The 1,537-nt window shown below is 58.1% G+C and carries 2 protein-coding genes; both read left to right on the top strand.

The genetic code is table 11. The annotated features are described in order from the left end of the window. Positions 1-479: 479 nt before the first annotated feature. Positions 480-1,223, top strand: coding sequence for a 3-oxoacyl-ACP reductase family protein (locus VGY55_21030; protein ID HEV2972469.1), 744 nt, complete (start codon positions 480-482; stop codon positions 1,221-1,223). An 86-nt stretch (positions 1,224-1,309) separates the two neighbouring features. After that, on the top strand, positions 1,310-1,537 hold a 228-nt coding region (locus VGY55_21025; GenBank protein ID HEV2972468.1), incomplete at its 3' end, for an SDR family NAD(P)-dependent oxidoreductase.

Genomic DNA, 1,537 nt, shown 5'->3' with positions numbered 1-1,537 from the left:
CTCCTAAGGGCATTCCTCCATCTCAAGAGCTTTGACGGAAGGTCCACTTTCTTTACCTGGCTTACACGAATTGGGGTCAATTCGGCGCTGATGATCCTTCGGAAGAAGCGGAATCGGCGTGGAATCTCTGCACATTGTCCGTTCGTGGACGAGACGCCGTGGGAAGTACCGGACTCTGCTTCAAATCCCGAAATGCGGTGCGCAGAGCGAGAGCGGGAAAGTTTTCTTCACGACGCACTTGCAGCTTTACGTCCCGGGACTCGACGCACTCTTGTGTTTCATACTCTCCAAGACCATTCGCTACAGGAAACGGCGGCGTTAACCGGCATTTCAGTTTCGGCCACGAAGTCGCGGGTCTTTCACGCCAAAACGGCCCTTCGCAAATCGAAAGTGCTGCGCGAGATCAACGAGCCCAATCGGCATGGCCTACATACGAGACTGGATCGGCGAAGAGCGTGATTGAAGGAAAGGAGAAAACGATGTCTAAGAAGCTGGAAGGAAAGATCGCCCTCGTTACCGGCGGCTCGCGCGGCATTGGCGCTGCAATCGCGAAACGTCTGGCCGCGGATGGAGCGAGCGTGGCCATCACGTTCGCGAAGGACGCCAGCGCGGCCTCCGCCGTAGTCAAAGCGATTGAACTCGATGGCGGAAAGGCTGTCGCGATCCAAGCGGACGCTGCCGACGTCGAAGCCGTGAAGAGTGCGGTCGAAAAGACCGTCGCGACCTTCGGCCAACTGGATGTGCTTGTGAACAATGCCGGCACAGCGATTCCGAAAACCTTCGAAGCGACCACGCTCGAAGAGATGGATCGCGTGATCGATATCAACGTGCGCGGCACCCTCGCCACAACACAGGCGGCGCTCAAGCACATGAAGAGCGGCGGCCGCATCATCTCGATCGGCTCGGCCGTGGGCGACCGCGTCCAAACCCCCGGGCTGGTAGCCTACTCGGCCACCAAGGGAGCCGTGAAGATCTTTACTCAGGGATTGTCCAGGGAGGTCGGGGGCCGCGGTATTACGGTCAACAACATCCAACCCGGTCCGATCGACACGGATTTGAATCCCGCATCGGGCGATTGGGCCGTGCCTCAGAAGGCCGCGACGGCACTCGACCGCTACGGGTCTGTTGATGAGGTCGCTGCGCTGGTGGCGTTCGTCGCCGGTCCGGAGTCGTCCTACATTACAGGGTCGAATCTTACCGTTGATGGCGGAATGAACGCCTGACCTGGACGCAGCCGACGAGCCAATAGATTCGTTGCATGCAGGCTCGGAGTCGGAATTGGCAGGGAAATCTTTCAAGGAGAATTTCAATGAATACTAAAGTTGTTTTGATAACAGGAGGACTAACGGGCATCGGACGGGCGGCTGCACTCGAGTTTGCTAAGGAGGGTGCTCAAGTTGTTGTTTCCGGTCGGCGCGACGAAGAAGGCCAGAAGCTCGTCAGTGAAATGCGTAAGGCAGGTGCGGAAGCGGAGTTCATCCGCGCCGATGTGCGCCGCGAAGAAGACGTGCGTAACTTGATCGACAAGACCGTGGGA

The organism is Pirellulales bacterium, assembly GCA_035939775.1.
Lineage (GTDB): Bacteria > Planctomycetota > Planctomycetia > Pirellulales > DATAWG01 > DASZFO01.
The sequence above is the reverse complement of the archived record's forward strand: the minus strand, read 5'-3'. Positions and strand labels throughout refer to the sequence as shown.

Excerpts from the sequence above, each read along its gene's own strand:
- VGY55_21030 (HEV2972469.1), top strand. The coding sequence starts at position 480 with ATGTCTAAGAAGCTGGAAGGAAAGATCGCCCTCGTTACCGGCGGCTCG.